The following is a 21,580-nucleotide window of genomic DNA, read 5'->3' as shown; positions in this document are numbered from 1 at the left end:
TCATGACCGAAATCAGTGCGCGGCGACGGCCCGGGCCGTCGCCGCCCCTACCCCGAGGCGGCGGGCGGCGGCGAGGTCGGTGGGAGTGTCGACGTCACACCGCAGGCCGGGCCACGCGCCGGTCAACTCGATCGCACCCGAACTGCGGTGCTGCGCCGACGAATCGGAACCGAACCGGGGATTGAGCGGGCTTCCGAACGCAAAGAGCGCCGCGGTTCCCGTCGCCAGCCGGTCGGCGACGAAGCTGCGCCGGTGCTGGCGTGCGGCGGCGACCGCCTCGGTCAGCTCCTGGGTTTGCAGCGCAGGTAAATCACCTTGCAGCGCAACGACATTGGAAAACAAACTCCCCACCGCGCGCTCCGCGGTGGCGATTGCGTTGTTCAGTGGATCGGGATGGCCGTCGGGCGTCGGATCGGCCAGCACATCGGCACCCAGCTCCGCGGCCGCGGCGGCCGCGGCGTCATCGGGGGTGATCACGGTGATCGAGCCCAGTGATCCGACTCGTCTGGCCGCGGTCAGCGTGTCCATCAACATGGCCAGTACCACGCTCTCGCGGGTGCGCGCGGAGAAAACCGGCGCCAGTCTGGTCTTGGCCGCGGCCAGCCTCTTGACGGCGATGATCAACGCGACATCGCCCACACCGTCACTCGCGCCGTCGGCTCGTGTGCCGCTCATAAGATGTCATCCTGCCAGCGACGGCGCGCGTGGTGCGCGCCAGCTGGCGGCACGACCCCGGCGCGCGGGGGACACGCTGGCGCGCGTGACGCCCGGTCCGTCGCTGATCTAGGGTGTAGCGGCTGCACGTGCCGCGTGAGCAACACCGACCACGGACAGGGGGTGGTACATGGCGAGCACGCATGCCAGGTTGGACGCAGGTTCGACGGGCGCCGTCACGGTCATGGGCGCCGGGGCGTGGGGCACGGCGCTGGCCAAGGTGCTCGTCGAGGCCGGGGGGCCGGACACAGAGGTCACGCTGTGGGCCCGCAGACCCGAGCTCGCCGAGCGGATCAACGCCACCCGATCAAACCCGGACTACCTGCCCGGGATGTCGCTGCCGCCGGGCGTCCATGCCACCGCCGACGCCGGCGAAGCGCTGCGGGACGCGTCAACGGTGCTGCTCGGGGTGCCCGCGCAGACGATGCGGAGCAACCTCGAGCGCTGGACGCCGCTGCTGCGCGAGGGCGCGACCCTGGTCAGCCTGGCCAAGGGCATCGAACTGGGCACCCTGATGCGGATGAGTCAGGTGATCGTCTCGGTGACCGGCGTCGACCCGGCTCGGGTCGCGGTGATATCGGGACCGAACCTGGCCAGCGAGATCGCCGAATCCCAGCCGGCCGCGACGGTGGTCGCCTGCAGCGACTCGGGCCGGGCCGTCGCCCTGCAGCGCATGCTGAACAGCGGATACTTTCGCCCGTACACCAACAGTGATGTGGTCGGCACCGAGATCGGCGGGGCGTGCAAGAACGTCATCGCACTCGCCTGCGGGATGGCGGCCGGTGTGGGACTTGGCGAAAACACCGCGGCGGCGATCATCACCCGGGGCCTGGCCGAGATCATGCGGCTCGGGATCGCGCTCGGCGCCAAGGGAGCGACGCTGGCCGGGCTGGCCGGGGTGGGCGACCTGGTGGCCACGTGCAGCTCGCCTTACTCACGCAACCGGTCGTTCGGTGAACGGCTCGGCCGCGGGGCGACCATCGAGTCGGTTCGGTCCGGTACGCCCGGGGGCGGCGACGGGCACGTCGTCGAGGGTGTGACGTCCTGCGAGGCGGTGCTGGCGCTGGCGGCCAGTTACGACGTCGAAATGCCGCTCACCGACGCCGTCCACCGGGTCTGCCACAAGGGGCTGTCGGTCGACGAGGCGATGGCGCTGCTGTTGGGCCGCAGCACCAAACCCGAATGAACCGCCACCCGGTAGCCTCTTGTGATTGTGAATGCCAGCGATCGGTCGACGCCGCACCCCAGCTCACGGGGTGAGCGGGCGCGCGTCGCCGTCGTCTTCGGCGGGCGCAGCAACGAGCACGCGATCTCGTGTGTCTCGGCCGGCAGCATCCTGCGCAACCTCGATCCGGAGCGTTTCGAGGTCGTCGCGATCGGCATCACCCCGGAAGGTTCCTGGGTGCTCACCGACGGTGACCCGGCCGCCCTGGCGATCACCGACCGGCGACTGCCCGAGGTGACCGCCGAGTCCGGAACCGAGCTGGCGCTACCGGCCGATCCGCGGCGCAGTGGCCAATTGGTTTCCCTGCCACCCCGTGCCGGTGAGGTCTTGGCGTCCGTCGACGTGGTGTTTCCCGTGCTGCACGGGCCGTACGGGGAGGACGGCACCATTCAGGGGCTGCTCGAACTCGCCGGTGTGCCGTATGTGGGGGGCGGTGTGCTGGCCAGCGCCGCCGGCATGGACAAGGAGTTCACCAAGAAACTGTTCGCCGCCGAGGGATTGCCGGTCGGCGACTATACGGTGCTACGCCCGTCGCGCTCGGGGCTGCGGCCCGAGGAGTGCGAGCGGCTGGGGTTGCCGGTGTTCGTCAAACCCGCCCGGGGTGGTTCCTCGATCGGTGTGACCCGGGTATCGAGTTGGGACCAGCTGGATGCCGCCGTCGCCGTTGCGCGCCGCCACGATCCCAAAGTCATCGTCGAGGCCGCGATCGTTGGCCGCGAGCTGGAGTGCGGTGTGCTCGAAATGCCCGACGGCACAGTCGAAGCCAGCGCGTTGGGCGAGATTCGGGTGGCCGGTGTGCGGGGCCGCGAGGATTCGTTCTACGACTTCGCCACCAAATACCTTGATGACGCAGCCGAATTGGACGTGCCCGCAAAGGTCGACGACGAGATCGCCGATGCCGTGCGCGAATTGGCGATCCGTGCGTTCAAGGCCATTGACTGTCAGGGGCTGGCCCGGGTGGATTTCTTCCTCACCGAAGACGGGCCGGTCCTCAACGAGATCAACACGATGCCGGGATTCACCACGATCTCGATGTACCCGCGGATGTGGGCGGCCAGCGGCGTGGACTACGCGACCCTGCTGGCGACGATGGTCGAGACGGCGTTGGCCCGCGGCGTGGGCCTGCGCTAGTGGCGATCGCAAGTGCGGCGGAGCCGGGCGCAGCGGGTCGCCACTACAGGCGGTAGCCGGGCGCGGCGGGTCGCCACCATCGCGCTAACGGGCGGGCCCGGGATTGATCGGCGTGGCCGCGATGCGCTGCTCGATCACCTCGGAAAGACGCTGGATCGGTGCCGGGCCTGACCCGGTGGGCAGCGTGAGCGCCACATAGACTCCGCGGTCCACCGCGTACCAGGTGGATCTGCCGGCGTCACCGGCGGATTGCTGATCGGAACGCACCTGGAACCACTGCACCCGATCGACCACCTGGATCGGAGAGCCGAGGACGAACTCGGCCGGGCGGTCCAGCCCGCAGCGCAGCACCACGGGGTCACTGCCCCGCCCGGTCCGCCAGGCCGCCGCGCCCACCGGTTCCGGTTGCTCAAGGGCGGCCCGCTGGTAATCGCCCAGGCGCTGCGGCAGCGCATCCATCAGCGCCCGGCACGTGGCGCTCTCGGCCTGCGGCGCCGGGACACCGGGAACGGCGACCGGTTGCGGTGGCGCCTCACGGGTTGCCGCGATGGCAAGGATCACGCCGATCGTCGCGACGGCCAGCGCGACCGCGACGATGATCACCGCGCGCGGCGGCCCGCCGTCGGTGTCCGACTCGGTTGCCACCGCCCGCACCTCCTGTCTGCTCATCACTATCGCCTTCGCTCACCCGGTTGGGCAATCATTCTCGGGCCGCGACCGGCCCGCATGGCCGCCGGGTCCCACACCGGCGCGGTCCGTGCGCGCGGGAGCCCTATCGTGGGTTGCGTGCAGGACGAATCGACGCTGCAGCAACTCGGTGAGTTCGCCGTCATCGACCGCCTGGTGCGCGGCCGTCGGCAGCCGGCCGCGGTCGTGCTCGGGCCGGGTGACGACGCGGCGCTGGTGACGGCCGGCGACGGCCGCGCGGTGGTGTCGACCGACATGCTGGTGCAGGATCGGCACTTCCGGCTGGACTGGTCGACACCCCACGACATCGGCCGCAAGGCGATCGCCCAGAACGCCGCGGATGTTGAGGCGATGGGCGCGCGGCCCACGGCGTTCGTGGTCGCCTTCGGCGCACCGGGTGAGACGCCCGCGGCGGCGGTGGACTCGCTGGTCGACGGGATGTGGGACGAGGCGGCGCGCATCGGCGCCGGCATCGCCGGCGGCGACCTGGTCAGCTGCCCCCAGTGGGTGATCTCGGTGACGGTGCTGGGCGACCTGGACGGCCGCGAGCCGGTGCGACGATCGGGCGCGCACCCCGGGTCGCTGGTCGCAGTTGCCGGCGATTTGGGTCGCTCGGCAGCGGGGTTTGCCCTGTGGCACAACAGGATTGGCGGATTCGACGAGCTGCGGCGCCGGCATGCGGTGCCCGAGCCACCCTATGGTCAGGGTGCGGTGGCCGCAGCCGGGGGAGCGCAGGCGATGATCGACGTCTCCGACGGCCTGATCGCCGACCTACGGCATGTCGCCGAGGCGTCGGGGGTGGGGATCGACCTGTCCACGGCGGCACTGGCCGCCGACCGCGACGCGCTTGCCGCGGCGGCGGCCACCGTGGGCGCCGATCCCTGGCCGTGGGTGCTGGCGGGCGGTGAAGACCACGCGCTGGTGGCGTGTTTCGCCGGATCCGCACCGGCCGGATGGCGCATCATCGGGCGCGTTCTCGACGGCCCGGCCCGGCTGCTCGTCGACGATCGGGAGTGGAGCGGCCCCGCCGGCTGGCAGTCGTACTAGGGTGGCGCGGTGACCGTTTACCCGATCGCGAAGGGCCGATGATGACGGCGCGCCCACTGAGCGAACTGGTCGAGCCGGGCTGGGCGAGTGCGCTGCAGCCGGTGGCCGGGCAGGTCGCCGAGATGGGGCAATTCCTGCGGGACGAGATCGCGGCCGGGCGCAGGTATTTGCCCGCCGGGTCGAATGTGCTGCGCGCCTTCACCTATCCCTTCGACGAGGTCCGGGTATTGATCGTCGGGCAAGACCCCTACCCGACGCCCGGACACGCTGTGGGGCTGAGCTTTTCGGTGGCACCCGAGGTGCGGCCGCTGCCCCGCAGCCTGGCCAACATCTTTCAGGAGTACACCGCGGACCTGGGCCACCCCCCGCCCTCGTGCGGTGACCTGACGCCCTGGGCGCAGCGCGGCGTGCTGCTGCTGAACAGGGTGCTCACGGTGCGCCCCAGCAATCCGGCCTCGCACCGGGGCAGGGGCTGGGAGGCGGTGACCGAGTGCGCCATCCGGGCGCTGACCGCGCGCTCGCTGCCGCTGGTGGCCATCCTGTGGGGGCGTGACGCCTCGACACTCAACCCAATTCTCGCCCAAGGAAATTGCGTCGCCATCGAATCACCGCACCCCTCGCCGCTGTCGGCGTCGCGGGGATTCTTCGGCTCCCGTCCGTTCAGCCGTGCCAACGAGCTGCTGGCCGACATGGGCGCGGACGCGGTCGATTGGCGACTGCCGTGAACGAGATGACCGCGCTGCGGGCACACCGGCGCGGCGGCCCGGAGCAGCTGGTCATCGAGCGGGCGCCCGTGCCGGCGGTGGCGGCCGGGGAAGTCCTGGTGGCCGTGCACGCCGCCGCCATCACCTTCGACGAGCTGACGTGGGATGAGACCTGGACCCGCGACGGCGTCAGCCGCGTCCCCGTGATCCCGTCCCACGAGGTCTCCGGCGTCGTTTCCGTTGTCGCCGACGACGTCACGGACTTCGTGCCCGGCGACGAGGTCTTTGGACTGGTCGAGTTCGACCGCGACGGCGCCGCGGCTGATTTCGTCGCCGCACCCGCGGCCGATCTGGCCGCCAAGCCGTCGACGGTCTCCCACGTCGTCGCGGCCGCGCTGCCGCTGGCCGGCCTGACGGCACTGCAGGCCTTGGTCGACCACGCGGCGGTGCAACCGGGAGAGACCGTGCTGGTGCACGGCGGTGCCGGGGGAGTGGGCCTGCTGACCGTTCAGCTGGCCGCGCTGCTCGGCGCCCAGGTGACCGCGACCGTGCGCAGCGACACCGCCGCTCTTCTTCGCGGCTGCGGCGCGCAGCGCGTGATCGACACGCGCACCGAGGCATTCGACGAAACCGGCGCCGCCTACGACGTCGTCATCGACACCGTCGGTGGCCAGACGCTGGACAGGTCATTCGGCGTGCTGCGCCGCGGTGGCCGTCTGATCACGTTGTCGGCACCGCCGCCGGACGGCAGGGCCGACGAGTTCGGTGTCAGCGCAACCTTCTTCATCGTCAGACCGAATCGCGATCAGCTCGCCGAGCTCGCCGCGCTGGTCGACGACGACCGGTTGCACGTCGCGATCGCCCAGACGTTCCCGCTCGACGAGGGGCGGGAAGCATTCGAAAGCCGGGGGCGTGGCGGCCGGGCCGGAAAGACGGTCCTCGTCGTGCGGGACTGACGGCCCAGTCATCACACCGGGAAGTTCACGTCCTTGGTGACGGCTTCCCATTTGTCGATCGACGCCGACAAGGCGGCGATCTTGTCGCGCATGGCCTTGAGCACGTCGCGGCCCAACAGCAGCCGCAGCGGTGGTTCGTCGAGCGTCGTCACCATCAGCACGGCCTCGGCGACCTTGCGCGGGTCGCCGGGCAGGTGGTCGGCGAACTGCTTGATCAGGTCCTTGCGTGCCGCCACGTCGGCGTAATCGGTTATCGGGGCTTCCGATTCCTTCATGGACCTGGTCGCCCAATCGGTGCGGAAGGCGCCCGGTTCGATGGCGGTCACCTTGATGCCCAGCGGGCGGACCTCGGTGGCGAGTGCCTCGGTGACCGCCTCCAGCGCGAACTTGGTCGACGAGTAGTAGGCGTTGGGCGGATTGGCCACCAGGCCGGTCATCGAGGAGATGTTGATGATGTGTCCCGACCCACGGGTGCGCATGGCCGGCAGCACGGCCTTGATCATGTCGACGGCGCCGAAGTAGTTCACGTCGAACAGCTTTCGTACCTCGGTGTCCTCGCCCTCTTCCACCGCGGACAGGTAGCCGTGTCCGGCGTTGTTGACCAGGACATCGATTCCGCCGAAAGCCTTTTCGGCCGTCGCCACTGCCGCCGCGATCTGGCCGGCATCGGTCACGTCGAGCGCGACGGGAAGGGCTTGGTCGCCGAACTGCTCGGCGAGGTCTTGCACGGCGGCGGCCCGTCGCGCCGTCACCACCACGCTGTGGCCGGCTTCCAGGGCCGCGCGCGCGATTTCGCGACCGAAGCCGGTGGAGCATCCCGTGATCAGCCAGCGTGACATCGCTAGATCGTCCCTTCCGGTAGGCGCCGCAGATAAGCCTTTCGGCGGGCGGCGAGTTGGGCGGCCCGCTGCTGCGGGCTCACCCGCGCCACGTGCGGCAGCTCGGCGTCGAGCCGGTCCAGTTTGATGACGCGGCCCCGGGCGCCGAGGTCTTCGCGGGGACCGTTCTCGCCGAACTCCGCCATGCGCAGGGTCAGGATGGCTTCGCGCAGGCCGTCGGAGTCGATCCAGTTGGCCACGCCGGGATCGACGGGCGAGATCACGTAGGTGTAGGTGCCGTCCTCGTTGGTGACAGACTGCGCCTTGTTGAGGCTGCCGGTGCGGTCGACGAGCTCGAGCGTGGTACCCCAGACATTGCTGAGCGGGACGGTGAAGTATTCGGCGCCACCGTCATTCAGGTCGACGACGAACGCTTCGTCGGGGGCGAGATCAAAGCGGCCCATCACGTACACCTGGTGGCGCATCGCGCCGACCTTGTCGGCCGACCAGGCCAGGTTGAAATGGTTGGCCGGCATCTTGTACACGCCGTGACTGAGCTTGCCGGTGAAGTTGGCGAAGTGCTCCATCATCGCCGCGGTGGCCTCGGCCTGCTCGTCAAGGGTACGAGCGGGCGTTGCCGATGGGCCGCCAAGTCGTTGCACCTCAAAATGATTGGGGTCGTCGCGGCCCCAGTCCAGCAGCACGTCGCGAATGTAGAATTCGTGTGCCGCGGGGGAAGTCCGCACATGATTGGGCCGGCCTTTGGCGGGTCCGGAGTCGACGGTGATGGTGAAGCTGCCGTAGGGGTCGACCCGCATGGTGCGGCCATTGAGCACGTCGATGGTGCCCATGTTCGCGTCCCAGAGGGTGAAGTAGTTCTCGGTCATCCGGTGTTCGCCGACCCGGCCGCGGATCTCGTAGCGCTCGTCACCGGAGATCGGGATCACCCGGTACACGCTGTCGGGATTGTCGATGCCCCAACGCGATCCGGGGATGCGGCGGCCTGCCACGGGGTGCGCCAGCCGGGTGATGCAGCTGACCTTCGGTCGCAGCTTGTCCTGGTTCGACGACCACACCGCCGCCGAGAACATCACCTCGGCGAACGCGTCCTCGAACCGTTCGCGCATTGCCTCCGACGCCTTGGCGCGGCCCAGCCAGGTCTGCGCCACGCTCCGGTAGGCGACCTTGACGGTGGGATGCTCGATCAGTTCGAGTGCGGCCATTTCCTGTTCGTGCTGGGATACCGTCGCGACCGGGTCATCAGGCATGTGCTGTTCCTCCGATAAACTGTTCAAAACGCTTGTTGTACAAGGCGAATCGCTCGTCGACCTGCTCGGGAAGCAGGCCATAGTTCTCCAGCCCGTAGGGCGGGCGGGCGGCCTCGCGCGGACGCTCATGCAGCCAGCGCCGCATCGCATCCTCGGCCGCGGCGGTCAGCGGCAGCCCGATGGCGTCGTAGACGCGGGCCACCTGCCCGATCGGGTCGGCCACCGCCTCGTCGAACCCGATGTCGGTGACCCGCGCACCGTCGTCAGACCAGCCGTCGCGGGTCGTCATCGCCCGGTCATTGGTCCAGCCCATCCGCGCCAACCACTGTGTGCCCACCCGGTGCGCATCGACGGTGTCGGCGTGCATCGCATGCAGGGTGGCGTTCAAGCTGGCGCCGGACGCGATCGTGGTGCGCGGATCACGATGCATGTGCACGATGTGCAGATCGGGGAATCGCGTGCGCAGCAGGTCCAAATACCCTAGGTGCGCCGGCGATTTGAGCACCCAACGTTGGCCTTGGCGGTGCTGCCGCCGTTTTTGCCATTGCAGGAACTGCAGCATGCGGTGCAGGTGGGCGTAGGCGGGGGAGAAGTCCTGGTCGTCGAGCCAGGACCGGTAGTGGGGCAGGTGCGCACCGGACTCGGGGACGTGCGACAAGAACGCGTCCGCCAGGAAGACGATCTCCTCCTCGGCCTCGGTGGCGTACATCGGGTGGATGGAGAACAGTTCGGGCGCCAGTTCGCGCGATTTCGCCTCTCGCGCTTGGCTGATGGCGATGCGCGGATCGACCCCGGTGAACCGATGGTTCAACCGCGTTGCGACCTCGACGACCTCCCATCCGTAGGCGCAGACGAAGCGCGGGTCGGCCGCCAGCAGTCGCTGCAGCAGCGTGGTCCCGCTGCGCATCATCCCGACGACGACGATCGGCGCGGCCACCCGCTCGTCGAGAATCTGCGGATGGCGGCGGATCCACTCCTGCGCCCGCAGCCGCATCCGCAGGCTGTGCACGATGCCCGACCGCAGGATGTGGGCGCCGATGGCATTGAGGCCGTTGAGATCGGCGCGCGCATAGTCGGCCAGCAGTACCCGCAGCGGGCCTTCGAAATCGCCGGGGCCCCAATCGGTGAGTTCTTCCTTGCGCTGCGCGTCGGCCATGACGGCGGCCGGGTCGAAGACGCTGGCGGATTCCACGGGGTCAGAACTTCAGATGCCGGCTGACGTCGCCCACCTGGTCGACGAACATGGTGCGGCTGTCGAAACACCAGGCGCCGTCCAGCCGCTGAAACGTGTCCTTGTAGTGCCCGGTCACGATGACCTGCAGCGGCAGCTCGGGGGTGGCTTGCGTGACGCAGTAGTAGGACGTGCTCGTCGCTCTGCCCTGCGCCTCGTCGATATGCAGCTGCACGTTGGTCGTGTTGTGCTTGGTCTTCGGGGTGCCGTCTTCGTAGATGCGCGTGGCCATCTCGTACATCTCGCGCACCCGGGCCGAGCCGGCGAACACCGTTTCCGGCGGGCCGTCCTCCACGCCGCAGATGCGGCCGTGCTCGAAGAGACGGGCCACCCCGTCCAGGTCGCCGCCGTCGAGAAGCTGCGCATAGGTGTAGATGAGGTTGGTGATCTCGGTGGCGCTGTCACTCATGTCGAACCGCCTCGGGAAAGTATGTCCGCTGTGCTTCCGCGACCAATGTTGGCAGAACCGGTCCAACTTACATAGAACCAACCATTACTCTGGATCGTCGTGACCCCACCGTGGACGCCGAGCAGGCTCGGCAACCTGACCGGCAAGCGCGTGATCGTGACCGGAGCGACCAACGGGGTGGGGCTGGGCACCTCGCGCGCGCTCGCCAAGGCCGGCGCGCACGTGATCCTCGCGGTGCGCAACACCGAACTCGGCGCGCAACGGGCGGCGGAAATTTCTGCGGTCGGCGGCGTTGTCCCATCCGTGGTCAAGCTCGACCTCGCCGACCTGTCGTCGGTGCGCGCGTTCCGCGACCTGATCGACGGCCCGGTCGACATTCTGATCAACAACGCCGGCACCCTGACCGAGCGCCGCACCGACACCGTCGACGGATTCGAGACGACGCTGGGCACCAACCTGCTCGGACCGTTCGCCCTGACCAACCTGCTACTGCCCAACGTGCGTTCGCAGATCATCAACGTCGGCTCCGACGCGCACCGGTCGGCGACGCTGCACCTGGACGACCTGCACCTGCGCCGGCACAAGTGGACGAGGCTGGGCGCGTACGCGCAGTCCAAGCTGGCGGTCATGCTGTGGGGGCTGGAGCTGGACCGGCGGTTGCGCGCGGCCGGCTCGCCGATCGTCACGCACCTCACCCACCCGGGCTGGGTGGCCTCCAACCTGTCGAACCTGGGTGACTCGCCGCTGATGTCGCTCGCCCACAAGGCGGTCAAGGTGGTGGCCGACCGGTTGGCCAACGACATCGACGAGGGCGCGGCGCCCACGCTGTACTGCATCAGCGAACCGATCCCGCCGGGCAGCTACGTCGGGGTCAGCGGCAGGTTCGGGCTGCGCGGCGGCCCGGTGCTCATCGGCCGGACCACGCTGGCCTGCGATTACGACGCGGCCGCGCGGCTGGTGGCCTTCGCCGAACACGAGACCGGCACGACACTGGAGGTCTGATCATGGGTGAATTCGACAACATCATCGCCGTCGTCACGGGCGCCGCGCGCGGCCAGGGCCGCAGCCACGCCGTCGCACTGGCCCAGCAGGGCGCCGACATCATCGCCGTCGACATCTGCGCCGACCTCGATGCGATTCCCTATGCCCTGGCCACCGAAACCGAGCTCGCCGAAACCGTGCAGCTGGTCGGGTCCGCGGGCCGCAAGGCGGTTCCGGTGATCGCCGATGTCCGCGACCTCGCGGGGCTGCAGGCCGGGGTGCAGGCGGGCATCGACGAACTCGGCGATGTCGACGTCGTCGTCGCCAACGCCGGGGTGGTGGCGATCGGCGTCACCGAGCCCGAGTCCGAACCGGTGTTCAACACGATCGTCGACACCAACCTCAAGGGTGTGTGGCACACGATGCTGGCGACGGTTCCCTCGATCGTGCGCAAGGGCCGGGGCGGCTCGGTGGTGCTGGTCAGTTCGTCGCAGGGCCTGACCGGCCGCGGCGGTGACGGAAGTGCGGCGATGTTCGCCTACGCCGCGTCCAAGCACGGCGTGGTGGGTCTGATGCGGTCGGCGGCGAATGCCTATGCGCCACATAAGATTCGAGTGAACTCGATTCACCCCAGCGGGGTCGCGACACCGATGATTCTCAACGAGTTCGTGGTGAACCGGATGCTGGAGAATCCCAACCCGGCCCTGTCGCAGACCCTGCTACCCGAGGTGCCGTTGGTGGAGGCGCAAGACGTCACCGAAGCGGTGCTGTGGCTGGCCGGGCCGCGGTCGCGCTATGTGACGGGCGTGGCCATCCCGGTGGACGCCGGCCACGTCGTCATGTGAGCGGCGGCGGGTGACAGCCCCGGACTAGCCCCTGACGACCTTGCCGGCCTTGATGCAGGACGTGCAGACGTTGAGGCGCTGCTTGTTGCCGCCCGGACGGGCGACGACGTGCACCGTCTGGACGTTGGGGTCCCACCGGCGGCTGGTGCGGCGGTGGGAGTGCGACACCGACTTGCCGAAGCCGGGGCCTTTCCCGCAGATGTCGCACACAGCGGCCATTGTTCAAGCTCCTCAGATCTCGGGGGTCCGGCTCGGCGGTTTGACACGTGGCCGGGGCAGCCCGGGTTCAGCCGGGCCCCACTGAGGATACCGATTGTCGCGGCAACCACCAAAACGGTCACCCCCGCTGTCGCCCCCTCTGGCTAGGCTCAATGGGCCGGTTCGGCCCGCCGGCGGGTGGTGGTCACCGGCGGCCGGCGCGCGTGTCGCCGGGCTACGCTGGCGCCCATCGGGTGCCGGGCGCCGGGAGGCACTGACGGGGCACTGAGGGGCGCAGAGGAGGTGGGTAACCCTGGCCACTTCGTGGACCACGCAGGATCGCCTGTTGGACGCGACGACTCTGCGGGACTGGGCGCACACGGTCGTCAGCGACCTGATCACCCACATCGACGAGATCAACCGGCTCAACGTCTTCCCGGTCGCCGACTCCGATACCGGCGCCAACATGCTGTTCACCATGCGTTCGGCGCTGGCGGAGCTGAACGCGCAGGGCGGCTCGGCGTGTACCGCCCGGGCCGCCGCGGCGCTGTCGGCCGGCGCGCTGAACGGCGCCCGCGGCAACTCCGGGGTGATCCTGTCGCAGATCCTGCGCGGCATCGCCGACGTCACCGCGACCGGCGCGGCCGACGCCGGTGGCGAGTTGGCCCGCATCGACGTCGTCGCCCTGGGCGCCGCGCTGCAGCGCGCCGTGGAGCTGGTCATCATCTCGATGGGGGGCGAGGAGGTCCCGGGGACCATCGTCTCGGTGTTGCGCGCCGCCGCCACCGCCGTCCAGCAGTGCGCCCGGACGGGGGACGGGCTCGCGCCGGCGGTCATCGCCGCCGGTGACGCGGCGGTGGTCGCCCTGGAAAAGACTCCCGAGCAGCTCGACGTGCTCGCCGACGCCGGTGCCGTGGACGCCGGTGGGCGCGGTCTGCTGGTCCTGCTGGACGCGTTGCGGACCACCATCACCGGGCAGGCGCCGGCCCGCCCGGTCTACGAGCTCTCGCCGCGGTCGCAGCAAACAGAGGTCTCCACGCCACGCCCGGCGCCCCAATTCGAGGTGATGTACCGGCTGGACGGCTGCGAGCCCGCGGCGGCGAACGCGCTGCGGGACCGGTTGGCGGACCTGGGCGATTCGGTGGGCATCGCCTCCGCGCCGTCGTCGGCCCGGCGCACTTACTCGGTGCACGTGCACACCGACGACGCCGGCGCCGCCGTCGAGGCGGGATTGGCGGCGGGACAACTCAGCCGCATCGTCATCTCGGCCCTGAGCTCCGGTGGCCCCGGATTACCCCCGGGCGGCTGGACGCGGGAACGGGCGGTGCTGGCCGTCGTCGACGGCGACGGCGCCGCCGACCTGTTCGCCGGGGAAGGCGCCTGCGTGCTGCAACGCGACCCCGCCGCGCACGAACCCGTGACCAACATCAGCGCGCACCAGCTGATGCGGGCCGTCGTCGACACCGGCGCCGCACAGGTGATGGTGCTGCCCAACGGCTATCTGGCTGCCGAGGAGCTGGTCGCCGGATGCACTGCGGCCATCGGCTGGGGGATCGACGTGGTGCCGATTCCGACCGGGTCGATGGTGCAGGGGCTGGCCGCGCTGGCCGTGCACGAAACCGGCAGGCAGGCCGTCGACGACGGCTACACCATGGCCCGCGCGGCCGGGGCGGCGCGGCACGGATCGGTGCGCATCGCGACCGAGAGCGCGTTGACCTGGGCGGGTCGTTGTCACCCCGGGGACGGCCTGGGGATCGCGGGAGACGAGGTGCTGATCGTGGCCGCCGACGCGGTCGGGGCGGCGATCGGCCTGCTCGATCTGCTGCTGGCCTCGGGCGGTGACCTGGTGACCGTGTTGCTGGGCGCCGGCATCGACACCGACGCCGTCGGCGACATCCTGGAAGAGCACATGCACGACCACCACCCCGGGACCGAACTGGTGACCTACCGCACCGGCCATCACGGTGACGCGCTGCTGATCGGGGTCGAATAGCGATGGTGTCGCTGAGCGACCGGCTGGACTACGCCGTTGGTGGCAAGGTGGTCGAGCTCCTCGACGAGGTGTTCGGCATCCGGACCGTCGACGACCTGTTGCGCCACTACCCGCGCAGCTACACCGAGGGCGCGAGCCGGTGGGACGCCGACGACGAACGGCCCCCGGCCGGTGAGCACATCACCATCGTCGACACGATCGCCGACACCGAGACGTTTCCGATGAAGAAGACCCCGAAGAAGGTGTGCCACCGCATCACGCTCGGCTCCGGGCGGGCCAAGGTGACCGCGACGTTCTTCAACGCGAACTACATCAAAAAGGACCTGACCAAGGGCGCCAAGGTGATGCTTTCGGGTGAGGTCGGGTTCTTCAGGAACGTCATGCAGCTCACCCATCCCGCGTTTCTCCTCCTCGACACGCCGGACGGGAAGAACCGCGGCACCGTGTCCCTGAAGAGCATCGCCAACGCCTCGCACGCCACCACCGGCGAAGACATCGCCGACGCGTACCAGCGCCACTTCTTCCCGATCTATGCCGCCAGCGCCAAGCTGCAGAGCTGGAACATCTTCGCCTCGGTGCGCCAGGTGCTCGACGTCCTCGACCCGGTGCCCGATCCACTGCCCGAGGACCTGCGCGCGAAATTCGGCCTGATCTCCGAGGATCAGGCGTTGCGCGACATCCACCTCGCCGAAAGCGAGTCCCGCCGGCAGCGGGCGCGCGAGCGCCTGACCTTCGACGAGGCCGTCGGGCTGCAATGGGCGCTGGTGGCCCGCCGCCACGGCGAGCTTTCGGAGTCGGGGCCCCCGGCGCCGCCCCGCCCGGATGGTTTGGCCGCGGAACTGCTGGGGCGGTTGCCGTTCGAGCTGACCGCGGGGCAGCGCGAGGTGCTCGGCGTGCTGTCCGACGGGCTCGCGTCGAATCGCCCGTTGAACCGCCTGCTGCAGGGTGAGGTGGGCTCGGGTAAGACCATCGTCTCGGTGCTGGCGATGCTGCAGATGGTGGACGCCGGCTATCAGTGCGCGCTGCTGGCGCCGACGGAAATCCTTGCCGCGCAACATCTTCGATCGATTCGCGACGTGCTCGGCCCGCTGGCGATGGCGGGCCAGCTGGGTGGCGCCGATCATGGCACCCGGCTCGCGCTGCTCAGCGGATCCCTGACGGCCGCGCAGAAAAAGCAGATCCGGGCCGAGATCGCCGGCGGCGAGGTCGGCATCGTCGTCGGCACCCACGCGCTGCTGCAGGACGCGGTGGAGTTCGACAACCTGGGCATGGTGGTGGTCGACGAACAACACCGCTTCGGTGTCGAGCAGCGAGATCAGTTGCGGGCCAAGGCCCGTCCGAGTGTGACGCCGCACCTGCTGGTGATGACGGCGACGCCGATTCCGCGCACCGTCGCGCTCACCTTCTACGGGGACCTGGAAACCTCGACGCTGCGCGAACTTCCGCGCGGGCGCCAGCCGATCACCAGCAACGTCATCTTCGTCAAGGACAAGCCCGCGTGGCTGGGCCGCGCCTGGCGGCGCATCGGCGAGGAGGTCGCCGCCGGTCGACAGGCCTACGTGGTGGCGCCCCGCATCGACGAGAGCGACGATGCGGGCACGCAGGAGCAGAACGCCAAGGCACCCGAAACCGCCGAAGGTCTCTACGCCCGACTGCGTTCCGGCGAGCTGGCGGACCTGCGGCTGGGGCTGATGCACGGGCGGCTGTCCGGCGACGAGAAGGACGCGGCGATGACGGCCTTTCGCGCCTGCGAGATCGACGTGCTGGTGTGCACCACCGTCATCGAGGTGGGCGTCGACGTCCCCAACGCCACCGTCATGCTCGTGATGGACGCCGACCGGTTCGGCATCAGCCAGCTGCATCAGCTGCGCGGCCGGATCGGCCGCGGCCAGCATCCGAGCCTGTGCCTGTTCGCCAGCTGGGCCTCGCCGGGCTCATCGGCCGGCCGGCGGCTGCGGGCGGTAGCCGGGACGCTGGACGGATTCGCCCTCGCCGACCTGGACCTCAAGGAGCGCCGCGAGGGAGATGTGTTGGGCCGCAACCAGTCCGGCAGGTCGATCACGTTACGGCTGCTGTCCCTGGCGGACCACCTGGAGTACATCGAGGCGGCCCGGGACTTCGCCATCCAGACCTATGCCGAGGACCGCTCGGACCCCGGATTGGCCGTGCTGGCCGCGCGATTCACCGAGACCGACCGCATCGAATACCTGGACAAATCTTGAACCGCAAAGTCTTGTTGTGGTTGGCCGCGGCGGCGACGCTCGCGGTGGTGGTGGCCTACCAGACGGTCGGGTCCTCTGCCACCAGGCACTCCGCCGAATACGCTGCGCGCGCTGATGTTCCGACGGTGCAGCCCGGCGCCGATGTGCTCGCGGGCATTGCGGTCGTGCCGGTGCGGCTGCACCGCTACGACTACCTGCGGGCGGCATTCGGCGACGCCTGGGATGACGACAACGACGCCCCGCTGGGGCACAACGGGTGCGACACCCGCGATGACATCCTGGACCGCGATCTCGTCGACAAGACGTATGTGTCGATCAAGCGGTGCCCGGACGCCGTGGCCACCGGCACGCTGCACGACCCGTACACCGACAAGACCATCGCCTTTGCGCGCGGACCCAAGGTCGGCGAATCGGTCCAGATCGACCACATCGTCCCGCTGGCCTACGCCTGGGACATGGGCGCTCACGGCTGGCCGAGGCCCGAGCGGCTGCGCTTCGCCAACGACCCGGCCAACCTGCTGGCCGTCGACGGACCGGCCAACCAGGACAAGGGCGATTCGCCGCCGGCGCAGTGGATGCCGCCGAACACGGCGTTCGCCTGCCAATACGCCATGCAGTTCATCGCCGTGCTGCGCGGCTATGCACTGCCCGTGGATCAGGCGTCGACCGGCGTCCTGCGTCAGGCCGCCGCGACCTGCCCCGCGGGGTAGCACCCGGCCACGAGCGGCTATGAGCCGCTATGAGCCTTCGTAGCTGTCCGGGTCCGGGCGCAGCCGGGTGCCGTCGTTGAGCCCGTTGATCACATCCATGTGCTCAGCGGCCAACTCGAAGTCGAAGACGTCCATGTTGCTGGCGATGTGCTCGGCCTTGGCCGACCGGAAGACGGCCGCATTGCCCAGCTGCAGGTTCCACCGCAGCAGGACCTGTGACGTGGTCTTGCCGTATTCGCCGGCGACCGAATTCACCGTCGGGTTGTCGATCAACTTGCCCAGCGCCAGCGGCGTGTAGGACTGGGTGAGGACGTTGTGCTCCGCGTTGGTCTTGCGCAGCGCCTCCTGGTTGAGCAGCGGGTGCAGCTCGATCTGGTTGACCACCGGGGTGACGAAGGTGAGATCGATGACCGTCGTCAGGTACTCCTCGTTGAAGTTGGCGACGCCGATCGAGCGGACATGACCTTCCCCGCGGGACTGGATCATGCCGCCGAAGGAGTTCACATAGTTACCCAGCGACGGAGCCGGCCAGTGAATCAGGTAGAGGTCGACGTAGTCCAGCCCGAGCCGTTCCAGGCTGGCGTTGCAGGCGTCCATCGCCCCCTTGAAGCCCTGATCGGGGGTGGCCAGCTTGGTGGTGACGAACAGCTCGGCGCGCGGAATCCCGGACGCGGCGATGGCGCGCCCGACGGCGGCTTCGTTCCCGTAGGCCGCGGCGGTGTCGATGAGCCGGCAGCCGATCTCCAGCGCCGCCGACACGGCGCGTTCGGTCTCGTCGTCAGACAATTCCGCGACGCCCAGGCCCAGGGCCGGCATCGTATTTTCGTCGTTGAGAGCAATTGAGGGTGCGGCGGAGCCCGACTCGCCAGTCAATTCATTCACCTGCCTGTGAGATTAAAGGTCTGAGGTTGTGCATTGAGCCGGGTTCCGTCATCGGGCGAGGAGATCGACGCTGTTTCGGCGCCGTGTTCGAGGCGCTGGGTTCGAAATCGAAACACGTCGAAGTCGCTCGCAATCCGTGAAGGCTTCACCGACATGGGGACCACGATATTACCGAGGGAGCAAATGCAACCTAGTCAACACCTGGGCAGGTGTCCATCCGCGCCCCTCGGTACCGAGTGCGCCACCACGTACAGTTAGTCGCGCGGCGCACCGGAATTGTCGGCCGCTCGGCCGGTCTTCCTCTCGATGCGGCGGGTGGCGGTGGGTGGAATAACCTACGCCGTCGAGCGGGTACCACGTTGTTCAAAAGGGGGTTGCCCATGACCAAGCCTCTGTCTGTCGCGCCAGGCGTTCACACCGGGGCGCCACGCGCATCGGTACCCCTGGCCAGTCGCATCCAGGGCGCCGTCACCAGCGTCGGAGTCAAGGTCATCCCGTGGATCCCGACCGCGGTGCGACGAGGGCTGGTCCGCGGTCGTTCGGTCATCATCGACGGCAACACCCTCGATCCGACCTTGCAGCTGATGTTGTCGGGCCTGCGCGCCGTCGGCATCGACGGGCTGGTGGTCGACGACGACCCGGAGGCGTCGCGCGCCCAGATGCGCGAGTCGACGGTGGGGTTCCCCGGTCCGCAGATCCACGTCGACATCAACGAGTTGTCGCTGCCCGGCCCGGCCGGTGACATCGCGGCGCGGCATTATCGTCCGGCCGACGGCGGAGCGGCGCCCCTGCTGGTCTTCTACCACGGCGGCGGCTGGTCGATCGGTGACCTGGACACTCACGACACGTTGTGCAGGCTGACCTGCCGTGATGCCGGCGTCCACGTGTTGTCGATCGACTACCGGCTGGCTCCCGAGCACCCCGCGCCGGCCGCGATCGAGGACGCGTACGCCGCGTTCACGTGGGCGTACGAGCACGCCGGCGAGCTGGGCGCGACCCCGGGGCGGGTCGCGGTCGGCGGCGACAGCGCCGGCGGTAACCTCGCCGCCGTTGTGAGCCAGCTGGCGCGCGACGAGGGCGGCCCGGCGCCGGTGCTGCAGTGGCTGATTTACCCGCGGACCGACTTCACCGCGCAGACCCGGTCACTGAGCCTGTTCTCGCGCGGCTTCCTGCTGACCAAACGGGACATCGACTGGTTCGGATCCCAGTACCTGCGGCGTTCGGATCTCGACCGGACGGATCCGCGCGTATCGCCGGCGCTGGCCGAATCGCTGGCCGGACTGGCCCCCGCGCTGATCGCGATCGCGGGTTTCGACCCACTGCGCGACGAGGGCGAAAGCTACGCCGAGGCGCTGCGCGCCGCCGGGACCGCGGTCGACCTGCGGTACCTGGGCTCGCTGACCCATGGCTTCGCCAGTCTGTTCCAGCTGGGCGGTGACAGCGCGGTGGCGACCACGGAGTTGATCTCGGCGCTGCGCGCGCACCTGAGCCGGGTCTGAATCGTTGAGCGGCCGGCGCCGGTAACCTAGAGGCGCCTTGTCCGACCGCTTGGTCGCCAGACCGACAACTCGAGTACCGAAAGATCAGGGAACCTGTGGCCGACAAACCCAAACGCCCCCCACGATTCGACATGAAGGCGGCCTCCGGCGGTAAGTCCGGCCGGCTCGTCCAGATCGGCGGTACCGCGTTCGTTGTGATCTTCGCGGTCGCCCTCGTCTTCTACATCGTGACGTCGCATCACAAGAAGGCCGCCGCCACCGGTGCGGGCGACACGGTGCGGGTGACGTCGAGCAAGCTTGTCACCCAGCCCGGCAGCGACAACCCCAAGGCCGTCGTGACGTTCTACGAGGACTTCCTGTGCCCGGCCTGCGGTAACTTCGAGCGCACCTTCGGGCCGACGGTGTCTCGGCTCATCGACGTCGGGGCTATCGCGGCCGACTACTCCATGGTGTCGATCCTGGACAGCTCGAGGAACCAGAACTATCCGTCGCGTGCCGGCGCCGCGGCCCACTGCGTCGCCGACGAATCCCTCGACGCCTTCCGCCGTTTCCACACCGCGCTGTTCACCACCGACATTCAGCCCAGCGAAACCGGCAAGAGTTTCCCGGACAACGCGCGGTTGATCGAAATCGCCCGTCAGGCCGGCGTCGTGGGCAAGGTGCCGGACTGCATCAACAGCGGTAAGTACCTCGACAAGGTCACCGGCGAAGCGGCCGCAGCGCACATCAAAGCCACACCGACCATCAAGATCAACGGCGAGGACTACGACCCGTCGACACCCGATGCGCTGGTCAGCAAGATCAAAGAGATCGTGGGCAACGTCCCGGGCCTGGACGGCGCGGTCGCACCGGCCGCCATGTGACCGGTGCGGTGTCGACAGAATCCGCCGATCCCGGCGGGGATCTGACCCCGGCCCGGGTACCGGCGCTCAGCGCCTGGTGGCTGCTGATCGCCGGGGTGATCGGCCTGGTTGCGTCGATGGCGCTGACGGTCGAGAAGATCGACATCCTGCTCGACCCGTCGTATGTGCCGTCCTGCAACATCAACCCGATCCTGTCGTGCGGCTCGGTGATGATCACGCCGCAGGCGTCGCTGCTGGGATTCCCTAATCCGCTGCTCGGTCTGGTGGCCTTCACCGTGGTGATCGTCACCGGGCTGCTGGTGCTGACGAAAGTGACTCTGCCCCAATGGTATTGGGTGGGACTGACAGTCGGGGTGCTGGTCGGCGCGGTGTTCGTGCACTGGTTGATCTTCCAGAGCCTGTATCGCATCGGCGCGCTGTGCCCGTACTGCATGGTGGTGTGGGCGGTCACCATGTCGCTGCTGGTGGTGGTCGCCTCGATCGCGTATCGCCCGGCCCTGCGGGACCGGCGATCCGGTCTGGCGTGGGTGGTCCACGAATGGCGGTGGTCGATCGCCGCGCTGTGGTTCACCGCGGTGTTTCTCCTGTGCGTGGTGCGGTTCTGGGACTATTGGTCGACGCTGCTGTAGGTATTGGCACGTGACCCGGATCATCGGCGGCGTGGCCGGGGGCCGGCGCATCGCGGTCCCGCCCCGAGGCACCCGGCCCACCACCGACCGCGTCCGCGAGTCGCTGTTCAACATCCTGACCGCGCGCCGCGAGCTGAGCGGCCTCGCGGTGCTGGACCTGTACGCGGGTTCGGGCGCCCTGGGACTCGAGGCGCTCTCCCGTGGGGCCGCCACCGCGCTCTTCGTGGAGTCCGACCCGCGCACCGCGTCCGTCATCGCGCGCAATATCGACACCCTGGCCCTGAGCGGTGCGACGCTGCGCCGGGGAGCGGTGGCGGCCGTGCTGGCGGCCGGGACCGCGTCTGCCGTGGATCTTGTCCTGGCCGATCCGCCCTACGACGTCGGGGCCGCCGAGGTCGAAGCCGTACTGGCGGCGTTGACCGCACATGGCTGGGTGCGCGAGGGCGGCGTTGCGGTGGTGGAGCGTGCGGCCGGCGGTGCGCCGCTCACCTGGCCGGCCGGCTGGTCCGTGTGGCCCCAACGGGTTTACGGCGACACCCGTTTGGAGCTGGCCGAGCGGCTGTGAGTG

Annotated in this window: 22 protein-coding genes; 14 read left to right on the top strand and 8 right to left on the bottom strand. The window is 69.2% G+C overall.

Going from position 1 to position 21,580, the window contains the following annotated elements; translation table 11 throughout:
• Positions 1-12: 12 nt before the first annotated feature.
• The gene (gene cofC, locus EPN51_RS03440; protein WP_293037155.1) at positions 13-675 is read right to left on the bottom strand and encodes a 2-phospho-L-lactate guanylyltransferase; all 663 of its coding nucleotides are present in this window, start codon (positions 673-675) and stop codon (positions 13-15) included.
• Positions 676-844: 169 nt separating this feature from the next.
• On the opposite strand from cofC, the gene EPN51_RS03435 reads away from it, so the two are divergent.
• Positions 845-1,900 (top strand): NAD(P)H-dependent glycerol-3-phosphate dehydrogenase, encoded by a 1,056-nt coding sequence (locus tag EPN51_RS03435; RefSeq protein WP_293037152.1) that lies wholly within the window; start codon positions 845-847, stop codon positions 1,898-1,900.
• A gap of 27 nt (positions 1,901-1,927) precedes the next feature.
• Positions 1,928-3,070, top strand: coding sequence for a D-alanine--D-alanine ligase family protein (locus tag EPN51_RS03430; RefSeq protein ID WP_293037150.1), 1,143 nt, complete (start codon positions 1,928-1,930; stop codon positions 3,068-3,070).
• Positions 3,071-3,154: 84 nt separating this feature from the next.
• Here EPN51_RS03430 and EPN51_RS03425 read toward each other — a convergent pair whose 3' ends face one another.
• Positions 3,155-3,739, bottom strand: coding sequence for a DUF3515 domain-containing protein (locus EPN51_RS03425; protein WP_293037147.1), 585 nt, complete (start codon positions 3,737-3,739; stop codon positions 3,155-3,157).
• Between the two features lie 117 nt (positions 3,740-3,856).
• Between EPN51_RS03425 and EPN51_RS03420 the strand changes: the two genes are divergently transcribed.
• The 3 genes from EPN51_RS03420 to EPN51_RS03410 are packed head-to-tail and all read left to right on the top strand — an operon-like array spanning position 3,857 to position 6,464.
• A complete protein-coding gene (locus EPN51_RS03420; RefSeq protein WP_293037144.1) occupies positions 3,857-4,804 on the top strand; it encodes a thiamine-phosphate kinase in 948 nt (315 codons plus the stop codon).
• 41 nt (positions 4,805-4,845) lie between these two features.
• On the top strand, positions 4,846-5,529 hold the full coding sequence (locus EPN51_RS03415; RefSeq protein ID WP_293037141.1) for a uracil-DNA glycosylase: 684 nt from the start codon (positions 4,846-4,848) through the stop codon (positions 5,527-5,529).
• A gap of 5 nt (positions 5,530-5,534) precedes the next feature.
• Positions 5,535-6,464, top strand: a complete 930-nt coding sequence (locus EPN51_RS03410) for an NADP-dependent oxidoreductase (protein ID WP_293037193.1) — start codon at positions 5,535-5,537, stop codon at positions 6,462-6,464.
• Positions 6,465-6,475: 11 nt separating this feature from the next.
• On the opposite strand, the gene EPN51_RS03405 is transcribed toward EPN51_RS03410, so the two are convergent.
• The 4 genes from EPN51_RS03405 to EPN51_RS03390 are packed head-to-tail and all read right to left on the bottom strand — an operon-like array spanning position 6,476 to position 10,190.
• On the bottom strand, positions 6,476-7,303 hold the full coding sequence (locus tag EPN51_RS03405) for an oxidoreductase (protein ID WP_293037138.1): 828 nt from the start codon (positions 7,301-7,303) through the stop codon (positions 6,476-6,478).
• Between the two features lie 2 nt (positions 7,304-7,305).
• Complete coding sequence (locus EPN51_RS03400) at positions 7,306-8,550, bottom strand: hypothetical protein (protein ID WP_293037135.1); 1,245 nt, start codon at positions 8,548-8,550, stop codon at positions 7,306-7,308.
• Complete coding sequence (locus EPN51_RS03395; RefSeq protein ID WP_293037132.1) at positions 8,543-9,742, bottom strand: sulfotransferase; 1,200 nt, start codon at positions 9,740-9,742, stop codon at positions 8,543-8,545. Before EPN51_RS03395 ends, EPN51_RS03400 begins: the two co-directional genes overlap by 8 nt.
• A gap of 4 nt (positions 9,743-9,746) precedes the next feature.
• On the bottom strand, positions 9,747-10,190 hold the full coding sequence (locus EPN51_RS03390; RefSeq protein ID WP_293037129.1) for a nuclear transport factor 2 family protein: 444 nt from the start codon (positions 10,188-10,190) through the stop codon (positions 9,747-9,749).
• Between the two features lie 99 nt (positions 10,191-10,289).
• On the opposite strand from EPN51_RS03390, the gene EPN51_RS03385 reads away from it, so the two are divergent.
• Together EPN51_RS03385 and EPN51_RS03380 are read left to right on the top strand one after the other, a co-directional pair.
• A complete protein-coding gene (locus tag EPN51_RS03385; RefSeq protein WP_293037126.1) occupies positions 10,290-11,192 on the top strand; it encodes an SDR family NAD(P)-dependent oxidoreductase in 903 nt (300 codons plus the stop codon).
• A gap of 2 nt (positions 11,193-11,194) precedes the next feature.
• Positions 11,195-12,016 (top strand): mycofactocin-coupled SDR family oxidoreductase, encoded by an 822-nt coding sequence (locus EPN51_RS03380; RefSeq protein ID WP_293037123.1) that lies wholly within the window; start codon positions 11,195-11,197, stop codon positions 12,014-12,016.
• Positions 12,017-12,040: 24 nt separating this feature from the next.
• Here EPN51_RS03380 and rpmB read toward each other — a convergent pair whose 3' ends face one another.
• Positions 12,041-12,235, bottom strand: coding sequence for a 50S ribosomal protein L28 (gene rpmB, locus EPN51_RS03375; RefSeq protein WP_064950728.1), 195 nt, complete (start codon positions 12,233-12,235; stop codon positions 12,041-12,043).
• Between the two features lie 325 nt (positions 12,236-12,560).
• Between rpmB and EPN51_RS03370 the strand changes: the two genes are divergently transcribed.
• The 3 genes from EPN51_RS03370 to EPN51_RS03360 are packed head-to-tail and all read left to right on the top strand — an operon-like array spanning position 12,561 to position 17,139.
• On the top strand, positions 12,561-14,207 hold the full coding sequence (locus EPN51_RS03370) for a DAK2 domain-containing protein (protein ID WP_293037107.1): 1,647 nt from the start codon (positions 12,561-12,563) through the stop codon (positions 14,205-14,207).
• Positions 14,208-14,209: 2 nt separating this feature from the next.
• Positions 14,210-16,429: an ATP-dependent DNA helicase RecG gene (gene recG, locus EPN51_RS03365; protein WP_293037105.1), complete on the top strand. Its 2,220-nt coding sequence runs from the start codon at positions 14,210-14,212 to the stop codon at positions 16,427-16,429.
• Complete coding sequence (locus EPN51_RS03360) at positions 16,426-17,139, top strand: HNH endonuclease family protein (protein WP_293037102.1); 714 nt, start codon at positions 16,426-16,428, stop codon at positions 17,137-17,139. Before recG ends, EPN51_RS03360 begins: the two co-directional genes overlap by 4 nt.
• 27 nt (positions 17,140-17,166) lie before the next feature.
• Here EPN51_RS03360 and EPN51_RS03355 read toward each other — a convergent pair whose 3' ends face one another.
• Complete coding sequence (locus EPN51_RS03355; protein ID WP_293037190.1) at positions 17,167-18,012, bottom strand: aldo/keto reductase; 846 nt, start codon at positions 18,010-18,012, stop codon at positions 17,167-17,169.
• A 389-nt stretch (positions 18,013-18,401) separates the two neighbouring features.
• Here EPN51_RS03355 and EPN51_RS03350 point away from each other — a divergent pair, with 389 nt between their 5' ends.
• The 4 genes from EPN51_RS03350 (at position 18,402) to rsmD (ending at position 21,577) form a co-directional block, all read left to right on the top strand.
• Positions 18,402-19,520, top strand: a complete 1,119-nt coding sequence (locus EPN51_RS03350; protein ID WP_293037099.1) for an alpha/beta hydrolase — start codon at positions 18,402-18,404, stop codon at positions 19,518-19,520.
• Between the two features lie 95 nt (positions 19,521-19,615).
• A complete protein-coding gene (locus tag EPN51_RS03345; RefSeq protein WP_293037096.1) occupies positions 19,616-20,383 on the top strand; it encodes a DsbA family protein in 768 nt (255 codons plus the stop codon).
• Entirely contained in the window at positions 20,380-21,012 is a 633-nt protein-coding gene (locus tag EPN51_RS03340; protein ID WP_293037094.1) for a vitamin K epoxide reductase family protein, read from the top strand. The genes EPN51_RS03345 and EPN51_RS03340 overlap by 4 nt, the downstream gene beginning before the upstream one ends.
• Positions 21,013-21,022: 10 nt before the next feature.
• Positions 21,023-21,577: a 16S rRNA (guanine(966)-N(2))-methyltransferase RsmD gene (gene rsmD, locus EPN51_RS03335; RefSeq protein WP_293037091.1), complete on the top strand. Its 555-nt coding sequence runs from the start codon at positions 21,023-21,025 to the stop codon at positions 21,575-21,577.
• The last annotated feature ends 3 nt before the right edge of the window (positions 21,578-21,580 follow it).

The sequence above is a fragment of the Mycobacterium sp. genome (genome assembly GCF_004298145.1).
Lineage (GTDB): Bacteria > Actinomycetota > Actinomycetes > Mycobacteriales > Mycobacteriaceae > Mycobacterium.
The sequence above is the reverse complement of the archived record's forward strand: the minus strand, read 5'-3'. Positions and strand labels throughout refer to the sequence as shown.

Bases quoted from the DNA above. Each gene is read 5' to 3' on its own strand.
- cofC (WP_293037155.1), bottom strand. From the start codon at position 675: ATGAGCGGCACACGAGCCGACGGCGCGAGTGACGGTGTGGGCGATGTC.
- EPN51_RS03435 (WP_293037152.1), top strand. From the start codon at position 845: ATGGCGAGCACGCATGCCAGGTTGGACGCAGGTTCGACGGGCGCCGTC.
- EPN51_RS03425 (WP_293037147.1), bottom strand. From the start codon at position 3,739: ATGAGCAGACAGGAGGTGCGGGCGGTGGCAACCGAGTCGGACACCGAC.
- EPN51_RS03415 (WP_293037141.1), top strand. From the start codon at position 4,846: ATGACGGCGCGCCCACTGAGCGAACTGGTCGAGCCGGGCTGGGCGAGT.
- EPN51_RS03410 (WP_293037193.1), top strand. From the start codon at position 5,535: ATGACCGCGCTGCGGGCACACCGGCGCGGCGGCCCGGAGCAGCTGGTC.
- EPN51_RS03405 (WP_293037138.1), bottom strand. From the start codon at position 7,303: ATGTCACGCTGGCTGATCACGGGATGCTCCACCGGCTTCGGTCGCGAA.
- EPN51_RS03400 (WP_293037135.1), bottom strand. From the start codon at position 8,550: ATGCCTGATGACCCGGTCGCGACGGTATCCCAGCACGAACAGGAAATG.
- EPN51_RS03390 (WP_293037129.1), bottom strand. From the start codon at position 10,190: ATGAGTGACAGCGCCACCGAGATCACCAACCTCATCTACACCTATGCG.
- EPN51_RS03380 (WP_293037123.1), top strand. From the start codon at position 11,195: ATGGGTGAATTCGACAACATCATCGCCGTCGTCACGGGCGCCGCGCGC.
- rpmB (WP_064950728.1), bottom strand. From the start codon at position 12,235: ATGGCCGCTGTGTGCGACATCTGCGGGAAAGGCCCCGGCTTCGGCAAG.
- recG (WP_293037105.1), top strand. From the start codon at position 14,210: ATGGTGTCGCTGAGCGACCGGCTGGACTACGCCGTTGGTGGCAAGGTG.
- EPN51_RS03350 (WP_293037099.1), top strand. From the start codon at position 18,402: ATGACCAAGCCTCTGTCTGTCGCGCCAGGCGTTCACACCGGGGCGCCA.